Below are 19,188 nucleotides of genomic sequence, written 5' to 3' on the forward strand. Positions count from 1 at the left end.
CATTCAAGAAACGCCCGACCACAACCGACCGATGACCTTGGTGAGCCCCATGGACCTGCGAATCAATCAACAGACCTACGCGGTCGACGCCGACCCGGACACGCCCCTGCTCTGGGTGATCCGCGACGACCTCGGCATGACCGGAACCAAATACGGCTGCGGCCTGGCCCAGTGCGGCGCCTGTTCGGTGCTGGTGGAGGGCAATGTCATACGCTCCTGCGTCACGCCGGTATCAGCCGTGGCCGGGCGCGAGATCACCACCATCGAGGCGGTCGAGGCTGATGCCGTGGGCAAGCGCGTGGTCGAGGCGTGGGTCAAGCATCAGGTCGCCCAGTGCGGCTACTGCCAATCCGGCCAGGTGATGGCGGCCACCGCCCTGCTCAAGCACAACGCCCATCCGAACGACAGCGAGATCGAGGCTGCCATGGTCAACCTGTGCCGCTGCGGTACCTACAACGCGATCCGCGCCGCCGTGCACGAGGTCGCCACTACCGAGGGGGCTGCGTGATGAACCAGGACAGCCTGCCCCTAGGGGCCCCCGTCAACCTCTCCCGCCGAGGCTTCCTGCTGGCCAGTGCCGGCGCCGCCGTCGGCGCGCTGGTGCTCGGCTGCGGCATTGCGCTGGGTATCAGCAGGGTCGAAGCCGCCAGCACCGCTGCTGCTGGCTCGATCCAGGTCCCGGCGATGCTGGAAATTCGCCCGGATGGCAGCGTGCGCCTGCTCTGCTCGTTCATGGAAGGCGGCCAGGGCGTGTTCACCGCCATGGCGCAGATCGTCGGGGAGGAGCTGGATGTCGATCCCGCAACCTTCCTCGTCGAAGCCGCCCCGCCCGGCCCGCCCTTCGTGGTGATGGACAATGGCATGCGCATCACCGGCGGCAGCATGTCGGTACGCACCAGCTACCCGACCATGCGCAAGCTCGGCGCCCTGGCCCGGGCCATGCTGCTGCAGGCGGCCAGCGAGCAACTGAAGGTACCGGTGAGCGAACTGGGCACCGAACCTGGTCGAGTGATCCATGCCTCGTCGGGTCGCTCTATCGGCTACGGCGAGCTGGCCCGGCGCGCCCTGGACCTGCCGGTACCGGATGCCGACAGCATCACGCTGCGCGATCCGGGCCAGTTCCGCTGGATCGGCAAGCCGGTCAAGCGTGTCGATGCCTACGACAAGTCCACCGGCAAGGCCGTCTACAGCATCGACATCAAGGTCGACGGCATGCTCCACGCCGCCGTGCAGCACGCGCCGCGCCTGGGCATGACGGTGGGCAGCGTGCGCAATGAGGAGCAGGTCAAGGCCATGAAGGGCGTGCACTCGGTGCACCGCTTGCCCGGCGCGATGGCGGTGGTCGCCGAGCGCTGGTGGCATGCAAAACGCGCGGCGGAAGCCTTGCAGGTCGACTGGCAGGAACCCGCAGCCGACACCAAGGTGCGCCCGATGCCGGCGGACTTCTCCAGCGACGGCTTCCGCGAGCGCCTGGCCAACGAGCCGGGCCCGGGTCGCGATGCGGAAAAAGAAGGCGATTTCGCCAGTGCCTGGAGCAGCGCGACGACCAAGGTCGAAGCCACCTACCACAACCAGTTCCTCAACCACGCCCAGCTCGAACCGCCCTCGGCCACCGCCCGCTTCAATCCGGACGGCAGCCTGGACGTCTGGTTGCCGAACCAGGCACCGGACATGTTCCGCGCCGATATCGCCCGGCGCACCGGCCTGGACGTGGAAAAGATCACCCTGCATTCGCCGCTGCTCGGCGGCTTCTTTGGCCGTCACTTCCTCTACGACAGCGCCAACCCCTACCCGCAAGCCGTCGAGCTGGCCAAGGCCACCGGGCGCCCGATCAAACTGATCTGGAGCCGCGAGGAGGAATTCCTGCGCGACGCCATGCGTCCCATGGCCGTGGTCAAGTTCCGCGCCGCCCTCGACCAGGACGGCCTGCCCATCGCACTGGAAGCGGTCAGCGCCACCGAAGGCCCGACCGAGGCGATTGCCGGCAAGCAGGGTGACAAGCTCGACCCGACGGCGACCGAGGGCCTGGCCGGCAAGTCCTACGCCATCGCCAACCGGCGCGTCGCGCAGATTTACGTCAAGGGCCCGGCGATGCTGGGCTATTGGCGTTCGGTGGGCAATTCGATGAACGACTTCTTCTACGAAGCCTTCCTCGACGAACTGGCCGACCAGGGCAAGCACGATCCCTTCGAGCTGCGCCTGAAACTGCTGCGCGACAACCCGCGCCTGACCACTCTGTTGCAGGCGGTGGGCGAGCTGTCCGGCGGCTGGAAGCGCGGGCCCTTCGTCGCTGAAGACGGCAGCCGGCGCGCCCGCGGCGTAGCCATGGCTTCGCCGTTCGGTTCGGAGGCGGCGGTGATCGCCGAGGTTTCCATCGAGCACGGCCAGGTGCGTGTGCACGATATCTGGCAGGCCATCGACCCCGGCAGCATCGTCAATCCGGCGATCATCGAGGCACAGGTCAATGGCGCAGTGTCCCTCGGACTGTCCCAGGCCCTGCTGGAGGAAGCGGTGTATATCGACGGCAAGCCGCGGGCGCGCAACTACGACCTCTACCCGATCCTGCCGGCGTCACGCATGGCCCGGGTGCATGTGAAGATCGTCGAGAGCGGCGCCAAGATGGGCGGCATCGGCGAACCGCCGCTACCGGCCACCGCGCCGGCGGTGGCCAATGCCGTGGCCCACCTGACCGGCCAGCGTATCCGCAGCATGCCCCTGTCGCGCTACAGCTTCAGCTAAGGAAGGTCTCCGATGACTGCAAGACGACTGGGCACGCTGGCCGTGCTCTGCCTGCTGTTCGCCGCCGTCCTGGCCTGGTACGTAACCCGCACGCCAGCCTCGCCGTTCGCCCAGGACTCGATCGAAACCGATGCGCAACTGGTGCAACGCGGCGAATATGTCGCCCGCCTCGCCGACTGCGTGGCCTGCCACAGCCTGCCGGACGGCCCGCCGTTCGCCGGCGGGTTGAAGATGGACACACCGCTGGGCGGGATCTTCGCCACCAATATCACCCCGGATCGCGAGCATGGCATCGGCAACTACAGCCTCGCCGACTTTGACCGTGCCGTGCGCCATGGCGTACGCGCGGATGGTGCCCGGCTGTATCCGGCCATGCCCTACCCGTCCTATGCCAAGCTCAGCGACGACGATATCCGGGCGTTGTATGCCTTCTTCAGCAAGGGCGTGAAGCCCTCGGCGCAAGCGAACGTGCCGGGAGAGATTCCGTGGCCGTTGAACATGCGCTGGCCGATCGCGCTGTGGAATGGGCTGTTCACCGAGCCGGGCGTGCATGCCGACAAACCCGGCCAGGATCCGCTGTGGAACCGGGGTGCCTACATCGTCGAAGGGCCGGGACACTGTGGCAGTTGCCACACGCCACGCGGGCTGGCATTCAACGAGAAGGCCCTGGACGGCAGCAAGCCCGCCTACCTGGCCGGCGCGCTACTGGATGGCTGGTACGCGCCGAGCCTGCGCGCCGATCCGAATACCGGGCTGGGACGCTGGAGCGAGGGCGAGATCGCCCAGTTCCTGAAGACCGGGCGTAACGTGCATGCGGTGGTATTCGGCTCGATGACCGAGGCGTTCAACAACTCCACGCAGTTCATGAGCGACGACGACCTGGCGGCGATTGCCCGTTACCTGAAATCGTTGCCGGGGGATCCGCAGCGAGACGGGCCGCCGTGGCAGTACCAGGACGCCAAGGCCGATGCGCCCGGGGCACATACCTATGCAGTGCGCTGTGCGTCCTGCCATGGGGTTGACGGCCGCGGGCAGCGCGAGTGGATGCCACCGCTGGCGGGGGCGTCGTCGTCCATGGCGCGGGAGAATGCCTCCAGCATCAATATCACCCTCAATGGTTCGCAGCGGGTGGTTGCCGCCGGAGTGCCCGATGCGTACCGGATGCCGGCATTTCGCGAACAGTTGACCGACCGGGAGATTGCCGAGGTATTGAGTTTCGTGCGGACCGCGTGGGGTAATCGCGGGGGTGCGGTGGCAGTCGAAGCGGTGAAGGAATTGCGCGAGAAGACGGATCCGGCAAATCCGAGTCCGATTGTGCTGCGCATGCGCTGAGCAGAGAAATCGAGGGCGCTGCTGAGCATCTCAAGCTCCCACAAGGTCACTGCACTTCTTGAGTCATGCGCAGTGCCTGTGGGATTTGCCTGGTACAACGCGGTCCTTGTGCGAACCGAGGCCCACAAGGTTTTGCAGCGCTTGATGACAATCAGCCGTGCTTCAGTTCCTCGATACTGATCTCGCGCATCCTGAACTTCTGGATCTTCCCGGTCACCGTCATCGGGAATTCCTCGACGAAGCGGAAATGACGCGGGGTCTTGAAGTGGGCGATTCGGTTCTTGCACCACGCTTGCAGCTCCTGCGCAGTCGCACTGTGCCCCGGGTGAAACTTGATCCAGGCGACGATCTCCTCGCCATAGCGATCGCAGGGAATGCCGATCACCTGCACGTCGGCCACCGCCGGGTGGGTGAAGAAGAATTCCTCCAGTTCCCGCGGATAAATGTTTTCGCCACCGCGGATGATCATGTCCTTGTTGCGCCCGGCGATGCACACGTAGCCCTGCTCGTCCATGCTCGCCAGGTCGCCGGTGTGCATCCAGCCCGCCTGGTCGATGGCCTCGGCTGTCGCCGCCGGGTTGCCCCAGTAGCCGAGCATCACGCTGTAGCCACGGGTGCACAACTCGCCGATCTGCCCGCGCGGAACCACCCGGCCGTGCTCGTCGATGATCTTGCTTTCCAGTTGCGGCTGGGTGCGTCCGACGCTGGTCACGCGCAGTTCCAGTTCGTCGTCGGCGCTGGTCTGCATCGACACCGGGCTGGTCTCGGTCATGCCGTAGGCGATCTGCACTTCGCTCATGTGCAGTTCATTGATGACCCGGCGCATCACCTCGATCGGGCAGGTGGCGCCAGCCATGATCCCGGTGCGCAGGCTGGACAGGTCGTAGTCGGCGCGCTGCGGCTGGTCGAGCACGGCGATGAACATGGTCGGCACGCCATACAGCGCGGTGGCGCGCTCCTCGACTACTGCCTGCAGGGTCAGCGCCGGGTCGAAGGCATCGTTGGGGTAGATCATGGTGCTGCCGTGGGTCATGCAACCCAGGTTGCCCATCACCATACCGAAACAGTGATACAGCGGCACCGGGATCACCAGGCGGTCGCGCTCGGTCAGGCCGAGGCTTTCGCCGACCATGTAGCCGTTGTTGAGGATGTTGTAGTGACTGAGGGTGGCACCCTTGGGGAAGCCGGTGGTGCCAGAGGTGTACTGGATGTTCACTGCCTGGTCGAACTGCAGGCTGTGCTGGCGGGCGTCGAACTCCGCCACGCTGACCCTCTGTGCATGCTCCGCCAGGCCATCCCAGGGGAGGAAGCCGGTCGGCGGCTCGGCGGCCAGGCTGATGACCCCGCGCAGGTCCGGCAGACGCTCGCAGTTGAACTGCCCCGGGGCCTGATGGGCGAGCTCCGGCAACAACTCGCCGATCATGCCGTGGTAGTCCGAACTCTTGAACGCCCCGGCGCAGACCAGCCACTGGCAACCAGATTGTTTCAGGGCATATTCCAGTTCGCTGGTGCGGTAGGCCGGGTTGATGTTGACCAGGATGATCCCCGCCTTGGCGCTGGCGAACTGGGCAATGCACCACTGCGCGCAGTTGGGTGCCCAGATGCCGAGGCGGTCGCCGGTCTTCAGGCCCAGGGCCATGAAGGCGCGGGCATGCAGGTCGACGGCCGCGGCCAGTTCGGCCCAGGTGTAGCGCAGCTGCTGATGGCGGACCACCAGCGCCTCGCGCTCGGCGAAACGCGCCACCGTGCGGTCGAATGCCTGACCGATGGTCATGGCCAGCAAGGGCTTGTCTTGGCGGCCCTGGGTGTAGCTCGGTTGATTCATGGCGATCCCTGTTTGTGTTTGTTCTTGGGAGCTGATCGGGGCGGACTTACTCTGGCTTAAATTTACGTTAACGTAAAGGTCATGGTGATGATTGACAGTGCAGAAACTCAGGTTTACGTTAACGTAAAGGTTATATCCAAGCCCCCACCCCTCCAAGAACTGACAATAGAAGGTGCCCGCATGCTGTATCCCTCCCTGAACTTCGCCCTGGGCGAAACCATCGACATGCTCCGCGACCAGGTGCAGACCTTCGTCGCCGCCGAGCTGGCACCGCGCGCCGCCCAGATCGACCACGACAACCTGTTCCCCGCCGACATGTGGCGCAAGTTCGGCGACATGGGCCTGCTCGGCGTGACCGTCAGCGAGGAATACGGTGGCGCCGGCCTGGGCTACCTGGCCCATGTGGTAGCGATGGAGGAAATCAGCCGCGGCTCGGCTTCAGTGGCCCTGTCCTACGGCGCCCACTCCAACCTCTGCGTCAACCAGATCAACCGCAACGGCACCCACGAACAGAAACTCAAGTACCTGCCCAAGCTGATCAGCGGCGAGCACATCGGCGCCCTGGCCATGAGCGAACCGAATGCCGGCTCCGACGTGGTGTCGATGAAGCTGCGTGCCGAACAGCGCGGCGACCATTTCGTGCTCAACGGCAGCAAGACCTGGATCACCAACGGCCCTGACGCCAACACCTACGTGATCTACGCCAAGACCGATCTGGAAAAGGGCCCCCACGGCATCACCGCATTCATCGTCGAGCGTGACTGGAAAGGCTTCAGCCGCAGCAACAAGTTCGACAAGCTGGGCATGCGCGGCTCCAACACCTGCGAGCTGTTCTTCGACAACGTCGAGGTGCCGCAAGAGAACATCCTCGGCAAGCTCAACGGTGGCGTGAAGGTGCTGATGAGCGGCCTGGACTACGAGCGCGTGGTCCTCGCCGGCGGCCCGACCGGCATCATGCAATCGTGCATGGACCTGGTGGTGCCTTATATCCACGACCGCAAGCAGTTCGGCCAGAGCATCGGCGAGTTCCAGTTGATCCAGGGCAAGATCGCCGACATGTACACCCAGCTCAACGCCAGCCGCGCCTACCTGTACGCCGTGGCACAGGCCTGCGACCGTGCTGAAACCACGCGCAAGGATGCGGCCGGGGTGATTCTCTACACCGCCGAACGCGCCACCCAGATGGCCCTGGAAGCGATCCAGATCCTTGGCGGCAACGGCTACATCAACGAATTCCCGGCCGGCCGCCTGCTGCGCGACGCCAAGCTCTACGAGATCGGCGCCGGCACCAGCGAGATCCGCCGCATGCTGATCGGTCGCGAGCTGTTCAACGAAACGCGCTAAGGGGCCCGAGATGATCCTGAAATCCCAGTTGAACACCCGCGCCCCGGACTTCGCGCAGAACAGCGCGGCCATGCTGGAGCAGGTCAATGCCCTGCGCACCCTGCTCGCCCGGGTGCACCAGGGCGGCGGGCCGAAGGCCCAGGAACGCCACACCTCGCGCGGCAAGCTGCTGCCCCGCGAGCGCATCGACCGCCTGCTCGATCCGGGCTCGCCTTTCCTGGAGATCGGCCAGCTGGCCGCCCATGAGGTCTACGGCGAGGACGTACCTGCCGCCGGCGTGATCGCCGGCATCGGCCGGGTGGAAGGCGTCGAGTGCATGATCGTGGCCAACGACGCCACGGTGAAAGGCGGCTCCTACTACCCGCTGACGGTGAAGAAGCACCTGCGCGCCCAGGCCATCGCCCAGCAGAACCGCCTGCCCTGCCTGTACCTGGTGGACTCCGGCGGCGCCAACCTGCCGCGCCAGGACGAGGTGTTCCCGGACCGCGAGCACTTCGGGCGGATCTTCTTCAACCAGGCCAACATGAGTGCCCAAGGCATCCCGCAGATCGCCGTGGTCATGGGCTCGTGCACCGCTGGCGGGGCCTATGTGCCGGCGATGTCCGACGAAACCATCATGGTCCGCCAGCAGGCCACCATCTTCCTCGCCGGACCGCCGCTGGTGAAGGCCGCCACCGGCGAGGTGGTCAGCGCCGAGGAGCTCGGTGGCGCCGACGTGCACTGCAAGACCAGCGGTGTCGCCGACCACTATGCCGACAACGACGAACACGCCCTGGCCATCGCCCGCCGCTGCGTGGCCAACCTCAATTGGCACAAGCAGGGCGAATTGCAGGTGCGCACGCCGATCGCCCCGTTGTACAGCGCCGACGAGCTGTACGGCGTGGTCCCGACCGACGCCAAGCAGCCCTTCGACGTGCGCGAGATCATCGCCCGCCTGGTGGACGGCTCGGTCTTCGATGAGTTCAAGGCCTTGTTCGGCACCACCCTGGTGTGCGGCTTCGCCCACCTGCACGGCTACCCCATCGCCATCCTTGCCAACAACGGCATCCTCTTCGCCGAGGCCGCGCAGAAAGGCGCGCACTTCATCGAACTGGCCTGCCAGCGCGGCATCCCGCTGCTGTTCCTGCAGAACATCACCGGCTTCATGGTCGGGCAGAAATACGAAGCCGGCGGCATCGCCAAGCACGGTGCCAAGCTGGTCACCGCAGTCGCCTGCGCCAAGGTGCCGAAGTTCACGGTGATCATCGGTGGCAGCTTCGGTGCCGGCAACTACGGCATGTGCGGCCGCGCCTACGACCCACGCTTCCTGTGGATGTGGCCGAACGCACGGATCGGCGTGATGGGTGCCGAGCAGGCCGCCGGCGTGCTGGCCCAGGTCAAGCGCGAACAGAGCGAGCGCAGCGGCCAGCCGTTCAGCGCCGAGGACGAGGCAAAGCTGAAACAGCCGATCCTCGACCAATACGAACACCAGGGTCATCCCTACTACTCCAGTGCCCGCCTGTGGGACGACGGCGTCATCGACCCGGCGCAGACCCGCGACGTCCTCGGGCTGGCCCTGTCCGCCGCCCTCAACGCGCCGATCGAAGCGACCCGCTTCGGCATTTTCCGGATGTGATCGAATGACCGACTTCAGCACCCTCGAACTGATCAAGGATCCCCGCGGCTTTGCCACCCTGTGGCTGAGCCGCGCGGACAAGAACAACGCGTTCAATGCCCTGATGATTCGCGAGCTGGTCGTTGCCATCGACCGGCTGGCCAGCGACCCGGCCCTGCGCTTCGTCATCCTGCGTGGCCGTGGCCGGCACTTCAGTGCCGGTGCCGACCTGGCCTGGATGCAGCAGAGCGCGGCGCTGGACTTCCAGAGCAACCTCGACGACGCTCGCGAACTGGCGGAACTGATGTACAACCTGGCGCGCCTGAAGGTGCCGACCCTGGCCGTGGTCCAGGGCGCGGCCTTCGGTGGCGCCCTCGGCCTGATCGCCTGTTGCGACATGGCCATCGGTGCCGACGATGCGCAGCTGTGCCTGTCGGAGGTGCGCATCGGCCTGGCCCCGGCGGTGATCAGCCCGTTCGTGGTGCAAGCGATGGGCGAACGCGCCGCGCGACGCTATGCCCTGACCGCCGAGCGCTTCAGCGGCAGCCGTGCCCGTGAACTGGGCCTGCTCGCCGAAAGCTACCCGGTAGCGGAACTGGAAGAGCGCCTCGAAGACTGGATCGCCACCCTGCTGCAGAACAGCCCCCAGGCCATGCGCGCCAGCAAGGAACTGCTGCGCGAGGTCGGTCCCGGTGAGCTGACCCCTGCCCTGCGCCGCTACTGCGAGAATGCCATCGCCCGCATCCGCGTCAGTCCGGAAGGCCAGGAGGGGCTGCGCGCCTTCCTGGAAAAACGCCAACCGGCCTGGCAGGCCGAACCATCCGCCAAGGAGCCCCGCCCATGAGCCGTCCCGAGCTGACCACCCTGCTGGTCGCCAACCGCGGCGAGATCGCCTGCCGGGTGATGCGCACCGCCAAGTCCCTTGGACTGACGACAGTCGCCGTGCACAGCGCGGTGGACCGTGAAGCGCGGCACAGCCGCGAAGCCGATATCCGCGTCGACCTCGGCGGTGCCAAGCCGGCGCAGAGCTATCTGGTCATCGACAAACTGATCGCCGCGGCCAGGGCCAGTGGCGCCCAGGCCATCCACCCCGGCTACGGTTTCCTCTCCGAAAACGCCGGCTTTGCCCGCGCCATCGAAGAAGCCGGGTTGATCTTCCTCGGCCCACCGGCCAGCGCCATCGAGGCCATGGGCAGCAAGTCGGCCGCCAAGGCCCTGATGGAGACCGCCGGGGTGCCACTGGTGCCCGGCTATCACGGCGAAGCCCAGGATCTGGAAACCTTCCGCGCCGCCGCCGAAAAGATCGGCTATCCGGTGCTGCTCAAGGCCACCGCCGGTGGCGGTGGCAAGGGCATGAAGGTAGTGGAGCAGGAAAGCCAGCTGGCCGAGGCCCTGGCCTCCGCCCAGCGTGAGGCGCAATCCTCCTTCGGCGACTCGCGGATGCTGGTGGAAAAATACGTGCTCAAGCCGCGCCACGTGGAGATCCAGGTGTTCGCCGACCAGCACGGCAACTGCCTCTACCTCAACGAGCGCGATTGCTCGATCCAGCGCCGGCACCAGAAGGTCGTGGAAGAAGCGCCAGCGCCGGGTCTCAGCGTCGAACTGCGCAAGGCCATGGGTGAAGCGGCGGTGCGCGCGGCACAGGCCATCGGCTATGTCGGCGCGGGTACTGTGGAATTCCTCCTGGATGCCCGTGGCGAATTCTTCTTCATGGAGATGAACACCCGCCTGCAGGTGGAGCATCCGGTCACCGAGGCCATCACCGGCCTCGACCTGGTGGCCTGGCAGATTCGCGTCGCCCGCGGCGAAGCGCTGCCGATCACCCAGGAGCAGGTGCCGTTGAACGGCCATGCCATCGAGGTGCGGCTGTATGCGGAAGATCCGGCCAATGACTTCCTGCCGGCCACCGGCAGGCTGGCGCTGTACCGCGAAAGCGCGCCCGGTGCCGGGCGGCGGGTCGACAGCGGGGTCGCCGAGGGCGACCAGGTATCGCCCTTCTACGACCCGATGCTGGGCAAGCTGATCGCCTGGGGCGAAGACCGCGAACAGGCGCGCCTGCGCCTGCTGGCGATGCTCGACGAATTCGCCATCGGCGGGGTGAAGACCAACATCACTTTCCTGCGGCGCATCCTCGCCCACCCGGCCTTCGCGGCGGCGGAGCTGGATACCGGTTTCATCCCGCGCTACCACGACGACCTGCTGCCCGCCCCGGCCGCCCTGCCCGCCGGTTTCTGGCAGGCGGCGGCGGAAGCCTGGGTACAAGGTCTGCCGGCGACGGTGCGTCAGGACGACGTGCATTCGCCGTGGGTCTCGCGCCAGGGATTCCGGGCGGGTGTGCCGGCACATGTGAGCCTGCACCTGAGCTGCAATGGCGAGCAGCAGGCCCTCAGTCTGGACCAGGTCGCAGCGTCGACCTTCCTCCTCGACGGCGAGCAACTGCAGGTGGATGACAGCGGCCTGCGGCGTCAGCACCTGGCGATCCGTCGGGGCGACACCCTGTACCTGCGCTGGGATGGCGAACTGCACGCGGTCACCGCCTACGACCCGATCGCCGAGGCGGAAGCCGGGCACGGCCATCAGGGCGGGCTGACCGCACCCATGAACGGCAGCATCGTGCGGGTGCTGGTGGAGCCGGGGCAGGTGGTCGAGGCCGGTACTCAACTGGTGGTGCTGGAAGCGATGAAGATGGAACACAGCATCCGCGCCCCCCATGCCGGGACGGTGGCGGCGCTGTATTGCCAGGAGGGTGAAATGGTCAGCGAAGGAAGCGTGCTGGTGGCGCTGGAGGACGCTGCGGGCTGAATGCCCCCACTGACTGCGATCCGGCAGTGCTTCCATAAATGAAAACGGCGCCCAAGGGCGCCGTTCTTCGTTGCAAGGAGATCAGAACCGGATGCCGGCCTGAATGGCCACACCCAGCAATTCACAGTCATCACCGCACAAAGTGATCGGATAAGTCGGATTGAGCGGCTTGAGGAAGCGCTGGCCGCCCTCCACCACCAACTGGCGCAACACACCCAAGGTATTGCCCTGCACCCGGGCGATCACCAGGCGCCCGACCTGCGGCTCGACCCCGGTATCGACCAGCACCAGCATCCCAGCGCAAATGCTCAGGCCGGTCGGCGCGGTCATCGCGTCCCCCTCGACCCGTAACCAGAACGCCGTACCGAGGGCCTTGTAATCGGTGATCTGGTCAGCACCCGGTGTATTGGCATCGACCCTGGCCAGGCACTCCCAGTCTGACAACGGGTAGCGGAAGGTGGTCGGCAGGCCGTAATTGGCCGGTTCCTCCGCCGTGTTCAGCGTGGGGCGCATTTCCATCGGCAGCTCCAGGGCCACCAGCACCTCGTTCATGCGCTTCAGGGACAGCTCGCGCTCGCCACGCAGCCACAGACCGACACATCCCTGGGTCACGCCCACGCGCTCGGCCAGCTTCTCTTGGGTGAGCTTGAGCTCACTCATCCGTTTCTTGGTTAGTGCGATCCAGTTTTCCATCGCAGGCACGATACGGACTACCCAAAGACGCTCAATACACAAATTGTAGTATTTAAAATCCTGAAAAGAATACGACGGGTATTATATTTCCCTGGCACTTTTTCCAGACCTTCAAGGAAGACCGATTCATGACTAACTCATCGTTTTGCCAACTGGACAGCGACGCTGCCCGTCGCGCCATGGACTACTACTTCAACCCCGCTCCAGAGCGCTCGCCGGCGGGCGAAGACATGCAACTGGTGGTGGCGCGCCATGACCTCACCGCAGAAACCGCCGCGGCACAGGCCGATTGGCTGCTGCGCTGCGCATCATCCAGCGCCTGGGAGGCAGCCCAACGCATGCGCGACAAAGGCCAGGACCAGATGCTGATGGTCATGCACCTGCTCAACCTCGGCCGCGCGATGCTCGATCACAGCCAGCAGCTCGCCGCCAAACGCGATCAGGAACCGGTTCAGGAGTAGTGTCGAGGGGGGGAATAAAACAATCGAAAAAGCCCGGAACAGCTGGGCTTCAGGCATGGGGCAGAGAATTTTCCGCAGGATTACAGAAAATTCATTTGACTTGAAAATGAGAACGATTATTATTGATCGCAACTGGTCGCGAGACTGGTTGGATAACCTGGAGCCCTTAGGTCGGACTCTCAGATTATCTCCTCATCAGGCTAATCACGGTTTTTGACCCGGCTTTTTGCCGGGTCTTTTTTTTGGCTCTTCAGGCTAATGAAGGCGGTGTGTTACTTAATGTGGCAATGATATCAAAGGACTATCGCCGCTGTAACCCTTGTAACGGGGCTTTGCTGAAATTTGCTGAAATCAGCACTTGAGAACCAATCTCGTTAAGATTAAGCTCTCAACCGCGTCAAGGAAGATGCCCCCTACCCGCCTCCTCCGTTTCCTCAGCAAGGAGCTTGAACCATGACCCGCCTGCTGCTGCCTCTGGATCACCACGCCGATTGCACCGACGCCGCCGAGGCGGACCTGCTGCAACGCCTGAAAAAGCTTCCACGCCGGGTCCAGCAGGTGTTCTTGCTGAACCGCCTCGACCAACTCTCCTATGCCGCCATCGCCGAGCGCCTTGATCTGCGCGACAGCAATGTCGAGCACCATATGAACCAGGTCCTGCAATGCACCTTGTCCGTGCCGGAGGCGATCGCCCGTGTCGCCGGCCAGTGGTACGTGCGCTTGCAGAGCCCGCAGGTTACTGCCAGCGAACGCATCGACTTCCGTCGCTGGCTCGATGCAGCGCCAGAACACCTGGCCGCCTTCCATGCCACCGAACTGCGCTGGCGCAGCCTGCTCGCCCCCGCCCGCCAACTGGGTGAGAACAACTGGTACCGGCAGGGCCGCGCCGCCTTCTCCCTGGGTGGCTGCACCGTGGCCATGGGCCTGGGCCTGGCCGCATTGCTGGCATTGGGTTTCTGGTAAGCCGCCAGGTTGTGTAGAGTGACCGGCTACAACAACTCTACACAGGAACCTGGCAATGACCGCACTGAGCATCGACTGCGATTTCGACTCCGGCAATATCCTGGTTCGGGACGCCAGCCATCCCGCACAGATCCGCCTGGCGATCCGTAACGACACCTGCAGCGCGCATTTCCAGTGGTTCCACTTCAAGGCCAGCGGCCTGACCCCGGGACAGACCCACAACTTCATCCTCGAAAACGCCGGTGAGTCTTCCTACAACAAGGCCTGGGACGGCTACCACGCCGTCGCTTCGTACGATCAGCAGAACTGGTTCCGCGTGCCCTCCCGCTTCGATGGCAAGGCCCTGCACTTCAGCCTCGAAGCCCGTGAGCCGCAGGCCTGGTTCGCCTACTTCGAACCTTACTCCCGCGCCCGTCACAACCAGTTGATCGAACGTGCCCGTCAGTTGCCCGGCGTCAGTCTGCTGGCCACCGGGCGCAGTGTCGAAGGCCGCGACATCCCGCTGCTGCGGGTCGGTGATGGCGCCCAAGGCAAGCGCAAGGTGTGGATCATCGCCCAGCAGCATCCAGGCGAGCACATGGCCGAATGGTTCATGGAAGGCGTGATCGACCGCGTCGAGCAGAACGACGCCGTCTTGCAAGGCCTGCTGGCGACCGCCGACCTGTACCTGATTCCCAACATGAATCCCGATGGTGCCGTGCGCGGCCATCTGCGCACCAACGCCCGCGGCCATGACCTCAACCGTGCCTGGCAGAGCGCCAGCGCCGACCAGACCCCGGAAGTGCTGTTCGCCCAGCAGCAGATGAAGCTGCATGGCGTCGACCTGTTCCTCGATATCCATGGCGACGAGGAAATCCCCCATGTATTCACGGCCGCCTGCGAGGGAAACCCCGGCTATACGCCGCGCATCGCCCAGCTGGAAGAACGTTTCCGCAAGACCCTGTGCAGCCTGACCCGCGATTTCCAGGACGTGCATGGCTACCCGCGCAGCGCGCCGGGCGAGGCCAACATGACCCTGGCCTGCAATGCGGTGGGCCAGGCTCATGACTGCCTGTCGCTGACCCTGGAGATGCCGTTCAAGGATCATGACGACGCACCGGATGCGCTCACTGGATGGTCGGGCAAGCGCTCGAAGGCGCTGGCTTCGTCGGTGCTGGATGCGATCGGGCAGATGGTCGGGGAACTGCGCTGATTCTTGTGTTGCCCACGATGAGGCCGGCACTGCCCCTCAGAACGCCACGTCCAGGATCACACTGTCCTGATAAGCCCCAGCCGGCGGCGTGGCCTGGTCGGTGTAGACCTTGGCGTTGTAGTTGAACACCTGGCTCCCCGTCCCCGTGCCATTGCCCGGATTGATATCCGCATCGCTGCTGGCCCGCCGGGCGGTAGTCAGGGAACCCCAGCGCACCGCGCCAGCACTCTTGAAGATGTCGTAGGCGAGGTAATTGGTACTCGTCGTCGACTTCATGCGCCGCCGCCCCCCGGACACATACAAGCCATCATTGAGCCCCACGGTATAGGCACTGCCCTTGGTGCACGACAGGCTGACGCTCTGGCTCACCGTGGAAAAACCGCTGACCACCGGCGCCGTGCCAAAGTTGATGGTCGGCGTAGTGATCTGGCAATCGGCGGTCACGGTCAGGCTCACGGTCATGCTGGTGGTTCCACTGCTGGTCTGCCGGCCAAGGCACAGCCCGCCGACGCCGATTCCCCAGCAATAGTCCCAGTTCCAGAAGACGGTGAAGGTTTCCGTGTAGGTCCCGGCGGCGACATTGCTCCCGGTCAGGGTCCGGACGTAGAGCGGCACCGTGGACGGCACAGTGTTGCCAAGAATGCCCAGCGCTTCGAGGATGCCGTACCGGGCGAAATCGAAAGGCTGCCCGCGGGTAATGGGATAGGACGTGGTGTTGTCGCCATAGATCGTGTAGTTGATCACGTCCCCGGTGGGCCCCACCATGCCCGTGGTGCCGCCCACTGACGTCAGCGTCAGCTTGAAGAAATCATCCGAGCGCAGCAGGGTCAGCAGCGAGCCGCTGCAACGCAGCCCGGCATTGGTGGTAGAGCTGGATTGCACCGTGGTGTTGACCAGGGTCGAGGCGACGCTGCCAAAGGCGATGTTGGTCGGCTGTACCACTGAACATTGCGCCCGCGCCTGCGCTGCCAGCAGGCAGAGCAGCAGCACCGCCAGCCAGCGCTTCATTTGCACACCAGCGGGCCGATCAGCGGCACATCGTCCTGCGCGCCGTCGAGGCTGAACTGCGCCTGGCAGCTACCACCGCTCGCCAATTGCACGAGCAAGGTGTTCTGCTCCGTCAGGTTCTCCAGATAGACCAACCCGTCCCAACCCACCACCGCCAGCGTGCCGCTCTGCTGATGGGTGACCTGGCTGCCCAGCGGCAGGTCTTGATGATTGGCGTCCACCAGCTCGACGCTGGCCGCCAGCACCCGATCCAGCGGGAAGTTCAACAGATAGCCCGCGCCACGGCGTACCGCCACGCGCTGCTCGACGTTGCCGGCGCGAATGTTGGCCGGCAGCTCCAGCGGATCGATCTCGTACTTGCCGCGGTAGTAGGCACTGCTCCACGGCACCAGCAACTGACCCTTGCCGTTGGTACGGCCCACGGGCTGGTTTTCGTAACGCACCGGCACGTCGGCGAAGCCATTGGTACTGACCACGACGAAGGCATCGTCGATGCGGTTGGCGGCGAACAGGCCGTTGTCCATCCACACTACCGAGCCACTGGCATCGGCCCAGCGGGTCATGGCATCGCTGGTGCCATAGGCGCCGGCCTGCAGTTGCACCGACTGCAGGCGCCAGGTCAGGTCAGCCTGGCGGTAGGCCTGCTGGTCGCCACCGGCATAGCCGAGGTTGAAGCCGACCCCGCCCTGGCTCGGCACGGCGTGGCTGTAGTTGACCCGCTGCAGGCTTTCGCCGTTCTGGTTGCGTTCGGCGCTGAGACTGATGGTGCCGTGCAAGTCGAAGGGAATCACCAGTTGCGCCTGGGTCGCCCACTGCCCGCCGCCGCTGACTTCGCGGTTGGCCGAGAGGTACAGGCTGGTACTGCCCCACAATGAGCGGCTCCAGCTCAGATTGACCAGGCGCGTGCGCGAATTGTCGGCGGCGCGCACGTCGAAATAGCCGGCACCGAGGCTGCCGTAGCGGTTAATGTTGAGGCTGACCGTGACCTGCTCGCTGCGCTGGCTGAGACGGGTGTAAGGGCTGTCCAGCAAGGTCGCGTCGGCATAGTCGCCACGACGTTCCAGGCGCTGGTAGCTGAAGCCGATACGCTGGCTGTTGTACTGATAGCCGAAGCTCAGTTGCTGGCCGCTGCGGCTTTCGAAAGTGCTATGGCTCACAGCGGCATTGATCACGCCCAGATTGCCCACCAGCAGGTTCCCGCCGATGCCCCCGAGGGTCAGGGACTCGCCGGCCTCTGCATGGCTCTCCAGGGTGAAGTTGTCGCTGACGCCATAGCGCAGGCTGCCCGTGGTCAGGGTCGATCCATAGGAAAAATCACTGATCCCGTAATTGCGGCGCAACTTGCCGGCCGCCACCGAGAAATCCATCAGGCCCTTCTGCAACAGGGTGCTGGTGACATAGAACGGCAAGGTGGTGGAGACCTGGCGACCCAGGGCATCGGTGGTCACCACCACCGCCTCCCCGGCGCCGTTGATGTACGGCACGTTGGTCAGGGTGTAGGGCCCGGGCTGCAACTGGGCGCTGGTGCTCTTGTAGCCGTTGATGAACAGATCCAGCGACGATGGTACCGCCGCCTCGCCGGCGAAGGCCGGCAGCGGATAGGTGACCAGGTCCGGCCGCACCGAGAAGTCCCGCGACAGTTGCACGCCGCCCATGCGCACCGAACTGCTCCAGGGCAGCGAGCCGCTGACCACGTCGCCACCTTCGAAAGTCAGCAGGCGTTCTTCGTCGGTGTAACGGAAGGTGGTGTCGTAGCGCAGGAAACCGCGCTGGCTTGAATCGAAGCTTTGCCCGCTGATCTGCTCGCGCCACTGCCCGGTGGTAGAGAAGGTGCCCCAACCATCGAACACGCGAAACTCGTTCCAGGCCGACAGGCTGGTGCCACTGTCATCGGTGTCGTTCAGGTACAGGTCATAGTTGAGCAACGCGCCGAAGCTGCTGCGAGCCTCGCTCGGCGGGTACAGCGAGCGGCTGCCGATACGCTGGTTCGGCAGCCAGTTCAGCGGCACCTGCAGCAGCAGGCGCTGGGCCTGGCTGTCGTAGTCACTGTGCAGGCCGGCGATACTGTCCAGCGCCACTTGCTCGGGCACCGGCACGGGAAACTCGATCCCTGCCGCACGCAGGTCACTGGCGGCCACGTACAGGTGGCCGGAGCGTTGCTGCACGGGCACCACGCTACCGCTGCTCATCTGGTTGACCACCAGTTCCAGATACAACTGCGCATCGCTGACTGCCTCCTGACCGCTGGGCGGCGGCGGTAGTTCGCCAGCCAGCAACGGCGTCACCGCGAATACCGTCATGCCACTCGCCAGCGCCAGACGTCGGGTACTGGCCAGAAATCCCTTCACGCACTGTTCCCACCCTTGACGAGGCTGCTCCAGCCCCTGGTCCCTGGATCTATCCGCTCACTTCACTGTCCCTGGCCGATGGTCTGGGCGGACTCGCCGCCATTCACCCGGCCCTGCAGCACGGTCGCCGCTGACGCCTGCAAGGGCGCCGGCCAGCGCATGCTGGCCCCGGGCAACACGTAACCGAGCAAGCCTTCCACCACCGGACGGTTCTGCCCACCCTGCTGCATGACGACATCAGTCAATCGCGCATGCACCGGGCTCGTGTTGCGAATCTCGACGAACGGCCGGCCCTGCACCGAGACCTGGCGCCAGCTCAGCTGTGGCTTGCCAACGCCCTTGGCATCGCGCTGCCCCTCAGGGTCCGGCTTGCCCCACAGGCCGTCGCCGTAGACGAACAGCGGCACCGAGTAGCGCATCTGGAAACGGATCGCCGCCTGCGGCTTCTCGGTACCGGTGTTCGCCGGCAAAGGTGGCGGAATCTCATCGATGATGATGCGGTAAGCCTGCTCCTGGCCCACCGGTGACTTGCCGGTGCGGGTCAGGCGCACCAACTGCTTCTGCCCGGGCTCGATCTTGGCCAGCGGCGGACTGCCAATGATGTCGCGCTGGTTCTGGTACTGGTCGTCGAATTCGCCCTGGCGCCAGGCGAAAATGCGGATCTGCAGGTTGGCCACCTCGCTGCCACGGTTTTCCAGCCACAGCGCGCCGGCCTTTTGCTCGGCCTCGATCACCGGATCGATCGGCCAGATCAATACCGAGGTCGCTGCCTGCGCCATTCCCCCCCACAGCGCCAGGAGCAGCGCCGACAGCATCCTCCCCGCGCCCAGACGCCGAGCGTCCCTTCCCATGCCAACCCTCCTTCGTTTTCTTGTCAGCCCGGCGCG

Annotated in this window: 15 protein-coding genes; 10 read left to right on the forward strand and 5 right to left on the reverse strand. The window is 65.1% G+C overall.

The features are described 5' to 3' along the window. Positions 1-49: 49 nt before the first annotated feature. Genes AC5QPF_RS17805 through AC5QPF_RS17815 form a run of 3 tightly spaced genes read left to right on the forward strand, consistent with a single transcriptional unit; the run spans position 50 to position 4,071 of the window. A complete protein-coding gene (locus tag AC5QPF_RS17805) occupies positions 50-508 on the forward strand; it encodes a 2Fe-2S iron-sulfur cluster-binding protein (RefSeq protein ID WP_494959148.1) in 459 nt (152 codons plus the stop codon). Then, positions 508-2,739: a molybdopterin cofactor-binding domain-containing protein gene (locus AC5QPF_RS17810; RefSeq protein WP_494959149.1), complete on the forward strand. Its 2,232-nt coding sequence runs from the start codon at positions 508-510 to the stop codon at positions 2,737-2,739. The genes AC5QPF_RS17805 and AC5QPF_RS17810 overlap by 1 nt, the downstream gene beginning before the upstream one ends. A gap of 12 nt (positions 2,740-2,751) precedes the next feature. Then, positions 2,752-4,071: a c-type cytochrome gene (locus AC5QPF_RS17815; protein WP_494959150.1), complete on the forward strand. Its 1,320-nt coding sequence runs from the start codon at positions 2,752-2,754 to the stop codon at positions 4,069-4,071. Between the two features lie 151 nt (positions 4,072-4,222). On the opposite strand, the gene AC5QPF_RS17820 is transcribed toward AC5QPF_RS17815, so the two are convergent. After that, a complete protein-coding gene (locus AC5QPF_RS17820; RefSeq protein WP_494959151.1) occupies positions 4,223-5,896 on the reverse strand; it encodes a fatty acid CoA ligase family protein in 1,674 nt (557 codons plus the stop codon). A 180-nt stretch (positions 5,897-6,076) separates the two neighbouring features. On the opposite strand from AC5QPF_RS17820, the gene AC5QPF_RS17825 reads away from it, so the two are divergent. Genes AC5QPF_RS17825 through AC5QPF_RS17840 form a run of 4 tightly spaced genes read left to right on the forward strand, consistent with a single transcriptional unit; the run spans position 6,077 to position 11,636 of the window. Further along, the gene (locus AC5QPF_RS17825) at positions 6,077-7,240 is read left to right on the forward strand and encodes an acyl-CoA dehydrogenase family protein (protein ID WP_494959152.1); all 1,164 of its coding nucleotides are present in this window, start codon (positions 6,077-6,079) and stop codon (positions 7,238-7,240) included. A gap of 10 nt (positions 7,241-7,250) precedes the next feature. Continuing rightward, positions 7,251-8,855: a carboxyl transferase domain-containing protein gene (locus AC5QPF_RS17830; RefSeq protein ID WP_494959153.1), complete on the forward strand. Its 1,605-nt coding sequence runs from the start codon at positions 7,251-7,253 to the stop codon at positions 8,853-8,855. Positions 8,856-8,859: 4 nt separating this feature from the next. Further along, complete coding sequence (locus AC5QPF_RS17835; protein ID WP_494959154.1) at positions 8,860-9,678, forward strand: gamma-carboxygeranoyl-CoA hydratase; 819 nt, start codon at positions 8,860-8,862, stop codon at positions 9,676-9,678. Beyond that, positions 9,675-11,636, forward strand: a complete 1,962-nt coding sequence (locus tag AC5QPF_RS17840; protein ID WP_494959155.1) for an acetyl-CoA carboxylase biotin carboxylase subunit — start codon at positions 9,675-9,677, stop codon at positions 11,634-11,636. Before AC5QPF_RS17835 ends, AC5QPF_RS17840 begins: the two co-directional genes overlap by 4 nt. A gap of 81 nt (positions 11,637-11,717) precedes the next feature. Here the strand turns inward: AC5QPF_RS17840 and AC5QPF_RS17845 are convergent, their stop codons facing one another. Continuing rightward, positions 11,718-12,296, reverse strand: a complete 579-nt coding sequence (locus AC5QPF_RS17845) for a S24 family peptidase (RefSeq protein ID WP_494959156.1) — start codon at positions 12,294-12,296, stop codon at positions 11,718-11,720. Between the two features lie 161 nt (positions 12,297-12,457). On the opposite strand from AC5QPF_RS17845, the gene AC5QPF_RS17850 reads away from it, so the two are divergent. From AC5QPF_RS17850 to AC5QPF_RS17860, 3 genes are all read left to right on the forward strand, one after another. Further along, positions 12,458-12,790 carry a DUF6124 family protein gene (locus AC5QPF_RS17850; RefSeq protein ID WP_494959157.1) on the forward strand — a complete coding sequence of 111 codons (333 nt, stop codon included), beginning with the start codon at positions 12,458-12,460 and terminating at the stop codon, positions 12,788-12,790. Positions 12,791-13,243: 453 nt separating this feature from the next. Then, on the forward strand, positions 13,244-13,753 hold the full coding sequence (locus tag AC5QPF_RS17855; protein WP_494959158.1) for a DUF4880 domain-containing protein: 510 nt from the start codon (positions 13,244-13,246) through the stop codon (positions 13,751-13,753). A gap of 55 nt (positions 13,754-13,808) precedes the next feature. Next, positions 13,809-14,945, forward strand: a complete 1,137-nt coding sequence (locus tag AC5QPF_RS17860) for a M14-type cytosolic carboxypeptidase (RefSeq protein WP_494959159.1) — start codon at positions 13,809-13,811, stop codon at positions 14,943-14,945. Positions 14,946-14,981: 36 nt separating this feature from the next. Here the strand turns inward: AC5QPF_RS17860 and AC5QPF_RS17865 are convergent, their stop codons facing one another. From AC5QPF_RS17865 to AC5QPF_RS17875, 3 genes are all read right to left on the reverse strand, one after another. Beyond that, positions 14,982-15,953, reverse strand: a complete 972-nt coding sequence (locus AC5QPF_RS17865; protein ID WP_494959160.1) for a spore coat protein U domain-containing protein — start codon at positions 15,951-15,953, stop codon at positions 14,982-14,984. Then, positions 15,950-18,253 (reverse strand): fimbria/pilus outer membrane usher protein, encoded by a 2,304-nt coding sequence (locus tag AC5QPF_RS17870; RefSeq protein WP_494964199.1) that lies wholly within the window; start codon positions 18,251-18,253, stop codon positions 15,950-15,952. The genes AC5QPF_RS17865 and AC5QPF_RS17870 overlap by 4 nt, the downstream gene beginning before the upstream one ends. 110 nt (positions 18,254-18,363) lie before the next feature. Beyond that, positions 18,364-19,152, reverse strand: coding sequence for a fimbria/pilus periplasmic chaperone (locus tag AC5QPF_RS17875; RefSeq protein WP_494959161.1), 789 nt, complete (start codon positions 19,150-19,152; stop codon positions 18,364-18,366). Between the last annotated feature and the right edge of the window lie 36 nt (positions 19,153-19,188).

This window comes from Pseudomonas sp. Con_6, from assembly GCF_059379395.1.

Excerpts from the sequence above, each read along its gene's own strand:
- AC5QPF_RS17810 (WP_494959149.1), top strand. The coding sequence starts at position 508 with ATGAACCAGGACAGCCTGCCCCTAGGGGCCCCCGTCAACCTCTCCCGC.
- AC5QPF_RS17835 (WP_494959154.1), top strand. The coding sequence starts at position 8,860 with ATGACCGACTTCAGCACCCTCGAACTGATCAAGGATCCCCGCGGCTTT.
- AC5QPF_RS17860 (WP_494959159.1), top strand. The coding sequence starts at position 13,809 with ATGACCGCACTGAGCATCGACTGCGATTTCGACTCCGGCAATATCCTG.
- AC5QPF_RS17840 (WP_494959155.1), top strand. The coding sequence starts at position 9,675 with ATGAGCCGTCCCGAGCTGACCACCCTGCTGGTCGCCAACCGCGGCGAG.
- AC5QPF_RS17820 (WP_494959151.1), bottom strand. The coding sequence starts at position 5,896 with ATGAATCAACCGAGCTACACCCAGGGCCGCCAAGACAAGCCCTTGCTG.
- AC5QPF_RS17870 (WP_494964199.1), bottom strand. The coding sequence starts at position 18,253 with ATGACGGTATTCGCGGTGACGCCGTTGCTGGCTGGCGAACTACCGCCG.
- AC5QPF_RS17875 (WP_494959161.1), bottom strand. The coding sequence starts at position 19,152 with ATGGGAAGGGACGCTCGGCGTCTGGGCGCGGGGAGGATGCTGTCGGCG.
- AC5QPF_RS17845 (WP_494959156.1), bottom strand. The coding sequence starts at position 12,296 with ATGAGTGAGCTCAAGCTCACCCAAGAGAAGCTGGCCGAGCGCGTGGGC.
- AC5QPF_RS17850 (WP_494959157.1), top strand. The coding sequence starts at position 12,458 with ATGACTAACTCATCGTTTTGCCAACTGGACAGCGACGCTGCCCGTCGC.
- AC5QPF_RS17815 (WP_494959150.1), top strand. The coding sequence starts at position 2,752 with ATGACTGCAAGACGACTGGGCACGCTGGCCGTGCTCTGCCTGCTGTTC.
- AC5QPF_RS17830 (WP_494959153.1), top strand. The coding sequence starts at position 7,251 with ATGATCCTGAAATCCCAGTTGAACACCCGCGCCCCGGACTTCGCGCAG.
- AC5QPF_RS17855 (WP_494959158.1), top strand. The coding sequence starts at position 13,244 with ATGACCCGCCTGCTGCTGCCTCTGGATCACCACGCCGATTGCACCGAC.
- AC5QPF_RS17825 (WP_494959152.1), top strand. The coding sequence starts at position 6,077 with ATGCTGTATCCCTCCCTGAACTTCGCCCTGGGCGAAACCATCGACATG.
- AC5QPF_RS17805 (WP_494959148.1), top strand. The coding sequence starts at position 50 with ATGGACCTGCGAATCAATCAACAGACCTACGCGGTCGACGCCGACCCG.
- AC5QPF_RS17865 (WP_494959160.1), bottom strand. The coding sequence starts at position 15,953 with ATGAAGCGCTGGCTGGCGGTGCTGCTGCTCTGCCTGCTGGCAGCGCAG.